General features: G+C 68.1%; 5 protein-coding genes. 3 read left to right on the top strand and 2 right to left on the bottom strand.

Annotated features, from left to right (window positions below):
* Nucleotides 1-281 precede the first annotated feature (281 nt).
* On the bottom strand, nt 282-2,375 hold the full coding sequence (locus ABZ260_RS46160; RefSeq protein ID WP_355630940.1) for a C2 family cysteine protease: 2,094 nt from the start codon (nt 2,373-2,375) through the stop codon (nt 282-284).
* Nucleotides 2,376-2,533: 158 nt separating this feature from the next.
* Entirely contained in the window at nt 2,534-2,722 is a 189-nt protein-coding gene (locus ABZ260_RS46155) for a hypothetical protein (RefSeq protein WP_355630937.1), read from the bottom strand.
* Between the two features lie 389 nt (nt 2,723-3,111).
* Between ABZ260_RS46155 and ABZ260_RS46150 the strand changes: the two genes are divergently transcribed.
* The 3 genes from ABZ260_RS46150 to ABZ260_RS46140 form a co-directional block, all read left to right on the top strand.
* Nucleotides 3,112-3,897, top strand: coding sequence for a trypsin-like peptidase domain-containing protein (locus ABZ260_RS46150; RefSeq protein WP_355630934.1), 786 nt, complete (start codon nt 3,112-3,114; stop codon nt 3,895-3,897).
* A 25-nt stretch (nt 3,898-3,922) separates the two neighbouring features.
* On the top strand, nt 3,923-4,912 hold the full coding sequence (locus tag ABZ260_RS46145; protein WP_355630932.1) for a MoxR family ATPase: 990 nt from the start codon (nt 3,923-3,925) through the stop codon (nt 4,910-4,912).
* Between the two features lie 3 nt (nt 4,913-4,915).
* Nucleotides 4,916-5,087, top strand: a 172-nt coding sequence (locus ABZ260_RS46140; protein WP_355630943.1) for a DUF58 domain-containing protein, incomplete at its 3' end; no start/stop codon positions are given.

The following is a 5,087-nucleotide window of genomic DNA, read 5'->3' as shown; positions in this document are numbered from 1 at the left end:
GCCCGAGAGCGGGCAAGAAAATCGTCAGCCAGGCGAAGAAGATGACGAAGAAGGTGTGTGACCTGCCCGGGGTGTGCGGGTAAGTCGCCCGTTTCGGGAAAAGACCCATGTACTCCTCGCCGGTGTCGAGCAGTACCGGCAGGGGGCGCCGTATGCCGCCGGGTGGCCCATGAGCCACCCGAGTCGACGGGCACGGCGCCCGGAATCGCCGTGGCCCCTCAGCCGCGGCGGCCACGGGCATGGCCGACGGCCTGGACCTTTGACGGGCCATGCGGGTGTGGTCAGGCGTGGCGGCTGACGACGGCGTACTGGACGTCGTGGAAGAAGTTCAGGAACTCCCGGAGAGACAGGGTGAACAGCCCGGTGTTCTGTTCGAAGGGGAGGTTCCCGTCCAGGTCGGGGGAGCCTCGGTGGTGCGGGTTGCGCAGGGTGACGGTCGACTTCTGGAGGTCGAGAGCGGCGACCGCTTTGACGAGTGACGCCGCGTTCGTCAGCGCGGTGCCCAGCGCGGGGTTGGTCACGTAGTCGGGGGTCGGCGAGTCTCCCGCTAGCACCAGGCGGACCCCGCTGATCGCGTACTCGTGGCGGGCGAAGATGTAGGGGCACGGGCCATGCTCGGCCATCGGCTCCGCCAGTGACGCGAGCAGCCTGACGACCCTGTCCGCCCAGAGGTCCTTCGGCCGGAGCGGCCGCAGAGCCTTCGTGACCTGCGCGCACGCGTCCTGGAATACGGCGTCCTTCCCCAGAGTCGCGATGGTGTCACGTTCCTCGTCGAGCACGGGCCGCAGCTTCTTCCCGATCTCGGCGAAGTACTGTGCCAACGGGCCCTCGTACCGCTCTCCCAGCACGATCAGCTCCGCACCGACCTTTCGCCAGCTCACCGAGGCGGTCGGCACCGCGATGCACGGCGAGTTCCCCGCCGTCTGATCGGCCACCATGAGCAGCATGTTGAACAGCTCGCCGGTCACCGGGTCGAGCCGCTCCGGGCGCTCGACGACCGCCTTGCCCAACGGTTCCACCTTCACGCCGCGGCTGTAGCGGAGCCGGTGACCGTACAGGCAGGCGAAAAGTACCTCGGAGAACTGCATGCCTTCGCGGATCAGGCGATAGCCGTCCTCCTCCGGGGCGTCCTCGGTGGGAGCGTCGGTGAAGTAGAGGCCGTAGGCGGCGACGAAGGCGGCGAACGCCCTCTCCATGATCGGCACCCAGATGGCCGTCGTCACCGGGAACGCCTCTTCCAGGTACACGTCGCCCCCCAGGGTCCTGCGGCGCCGCACCACGGAGTTCCCGCATATGGCCCTGGCTCGGGCCCCCAGCAGGATGTTTTTCGCACCCAAGGTCGTGCTCTGCGCGAAGAGCGGCTCGACCTCGACGAGCTGCGGCAGCCGGAACGATCGATCCATGAAGGAGATCGTCCGAGTGAGCGTGACCAGGAAGGCCGACTCGCTCTTCCTGATCATCCGCTTCAGCTGATCGGGGTCGTGGTCGGCGATGGACGCGAGCAGGGACAGGAAGTAGCAGTCGCCAAGGCTTCCCTGGCACACGTCGTCGCCACTCGGCCCGCCTCCGAGGTACAGCTTCTCCTTCTCCTGGGTCAGGCTTACCACCTTCGGCAGCTTCTCATCGGGGACTTCCGCCGGCTTGTCGAGGACCACGTCGTTGGAGTGGACGGTGAGCCCTTTGGCGACACGGGGCTCGGGCAGCTCGACCATGAAACCGTTCTGCGTGGAGAAGAGGTTCGGCCCGTGCAGGTGCAGCTTCGCGTACGCCGCCTTCGCCTGCATCTCGTCTGTCAGGAAGGTCCCCGGGCGCAGCGTCGCCGTGTCGAGCGCCACCCGGAGGGTGATGGACAGCTCACTGTGTTCCGCCTCAGCGCTGTCGAAGTCCGCCGCCCCGTCCGCGTACACCTCGATCAGATCGGTGAGCGCCTCGGCGAGCTCGGGGGGAATGCATTTGAACGCCGCCTCGCGCTCCTTTCCCGTGCGGCCGGCCCACAGCCGCAACATGGTCGGCCACCGTCCTGCGCTGTCCTCGGTGGCGAAGTGCAGAGCGGCCTGCTCGGCCACCTTCCGTACGGCGCTGACCTTCAGCAGGAGACCCGACAACCGGTCGAGGTGTTTCTCCAGTCGCCCCTTCAGCATCGCCCGGCCGGGAACGGCGTCGGTCAGGCCCGTGATGGCGGACTGCACCGCCTCGCAGTGGGCGGCGAACTCCGGCACGCTCGTGACGTCCTGGATCGACGGCGCGGATCCGACGGTGACGAGTGCCTCGACCTGGGCCGCGTCGGCGTCGGAGACCACCGCCGCGGCGTCCACCCAGCCGGTCTCGCTGCCGATCGTGATCCGGACGTTTCCGTTTTCCAGCTTAAAAGGCATGTCGGCGAAGGCGAAGACCATCCCGACAGGGAGAATTTTGGGCGTTTTACTACCATCAGGGGTAAATCTAGACTCGCTGATGAATGTTCCGTTCACAGGTCACTCCGGGGCGTATTTCCGGTCGAGTCGGCAGATCCTTTCACTTGGCCTGTATACGGTCAATGAATGGATACATCTTTGTGACTCCGGGCAACCATGTGAACAGGGTCGGCCGATTCGGCGGGCGTCACGCTGACGACGACCGATGCGGTGGTGGCCGCCGCCAGTCCGGAACGCGCTCCGTCTTGAGAATCCTTTGTTCCAAAAACAAGTGCTCCGATGGCGAATGAACCGACGATCCGTCGCATGCGGACAAGGTAGCTCCGCCAGCCGCTCCTTGTACGCCACCGCGTCGCTCGGTCGATCCAGACCGTACGGAGACCGGCCGCCGGTTGTCGGCAATCGGATGGTCGCCGACCGTCCCCTCGGGCGCAAGGGTCATGCCGCAGCGCTGGGCCGCGACCTCGAACAGCCCGATGCCGGGCTTACGGATGCCATCGACCCCTGATAACGCGTAGGCGTCGACGACGATGCCGCCCCAAGGTACACCGCAGGCTCCACCCCGGCTTAGCCAGAGTGGTTGGCGCCGCCACCCTCGTCTCCGTGCTGCGCGCGTAGGGCTGCGGGGACCGGTTTCTCAGGGAGTTCTCAGGCGGAGCTTGTAGAACTTTCAACTGAGATTTATGAGTATGGGGCAATGGAGCGCGTGCCGCAGCAGGCCGATGCGGCCGACGCTCAGGGAGCCGCGGCCGGGAGGGCTCGGCGGTTTGTCGTCGGGGGCTGCGCACTTGTCGTCGTGGCGGTGCTGGCGTACTGGCTGGGAAGTGTCGCTGGGAACGGCGAAGGGGCCGCGCCCGTGCCGAGCGCGACGCCGACGCCCAGCGTGACGCTCACGGTGGCCGATGTCTTCAAGAGGGTCGGGCCGTCGGTGGTGGTCATCCAGGCCGGGAAGGCGCTCGGAACCGGGGTGATCGCGGCCGAGGACGGGACGATTCTGACCGCGCACCACGTCGTCAAAGGCACGAAGGACGTCAACCTGACGTTCGCCGACGGCACCAAGGCGAAGGCCGTCGTGGTGTCGTCGAATCCCAAGCGCGACGTCGCGACCCTCAGGCCCGCGAAGCTGCCGGAGATCGTCGTCCCGGCGACGCTCGGCGGCGCCGTGGCCGTGGGCGCACCCGTCGTGGCGATCGGCAATCCGCTGGGCCTGACCTACAGCGTCTCCACCGGCGTCGTGTCGGGCCTGAACCGGTCCGCCAAAGACGGCGACCTGAGCGGGCTCATTCAGTTCGACGCCTCCGTCAACCCGGGCAGCTCCGGCGGTCCCCTCCTGGACGCTCGCGGCCTGGTCATCGGGATCGTCGTCTCGATCGCCGACCCGGGAGGAGACGAGGCGTTCGCCGGTATCGCGTTCGCGGTGCCGATCGGCGTGGCCCTGGGCGGCGGCGAAGGCGACGGCCCGCCGGGCGGGCCCGAGATCTGATCGAAGCCTCAAAAGAAGGAAGACCATGACCTCGACCAAGTCCCCCGAGTCGGCCCATCCGCTCGAACATGTGCTGTTCGAGGTCAAACGCGTGATCGTCGGGCAGGACGTGCTGCTGGAGCGCATGGCCGTCGCGCTGATCGCCGGCGGCCACCTGCTCGTCGAGGGCGTGCCGGGCCTGGCCAAGACGCTCGCGGTGCGGTCGCTGGCCGCCGCGATCGCCGGGAGTTTTCAGCGCGTCCAGTTCACCCCCGACCTGGTGCCCGCCGACCTCGTGGGCACGCGGGTCTACCACCAGCACTCCGGGGAGTTCCGAACCGAGCTCGGCCCGGTGTTCGCGAACCTGCTGCTGGCCGACGAGATCAACCGTGCCCCCGCCAAGGTGCAGAGCGCCCTGCTGGAAGTGATGCAGGAACATCAGGTGACGATCGGCCGCGAGACGTTCCGGGTGCCCGAGCCGTTCCTGGTCATGGCGACGGAGAACCCGATCGAGTCGGAGGGCACCTACCCGCTGCCGGAAGCGCAGGTCGACCGTTTCATGATGAAGGTGGTCGTCGACTATCCGACGCGGGCGGAAGAGCAGGCGATCGTCGACCGGGCGCTGCGTCCGCCCGAGCCGCCGCAGCCGATGGTGACGGCCGAGGACCTGATCGCGATGCGGGCCCGCGCTCGGCAGGTGTACGTCGATCCGGCGATCGTCGACTACGCGGTACGGCTGGTCTCCGTGACGCGTTCTCCCGCGATGGCCGGGCTCGGCGAGCTGGAACGGTATGTCACCTACGGGGCGAGCCCACGGGCGTCCATCGCGCTCGTCACGGGCGCCCGGGCACTGGCGTTCCTGCGCGGCCGCGACTACGCCCTGCCGCACGACCTGTCCGAGCTCGCACTCGACGTGCTGCGCCACCGCCTCGTGCTGTCCTACGAGGCCCTCGCGGACGACGTCGACGCCGACACGATCATCACCAGGGTGCTCGGGGCCGTCCGGGCGCCCGACGTCGTCCTGCAGAACCGCTGAGCCATGGCCACCGCCCCCGAGAGGCTCCTGCTCCGCCTGGAGTGGAAGGTCGTCCGCAGGCTCGACGGCCGGCTCCAGGGCGCCCACCGCACCGCGCACCGCGGCTCCGGGATCGACTTCACCGGCTTGCGCGCCTACAGCGACGGCGACGACGCCCGGCACATCGACTGGAACG

This window comes from Streptosporangium sp. NPDC006013 (assembly GCF_040614275.1).
Taxonomy (GTDB): Bacteria; Actinomycetota; Actinomycetes; order Streptosporangiales; family Streptosporangiaceae; genus Streptosporangium.
The sequence above is the reverse complement of the archived record's forward strand: the minus strand, read 5'-3'. Positions and strand labels throughout refer to the sequence as shown.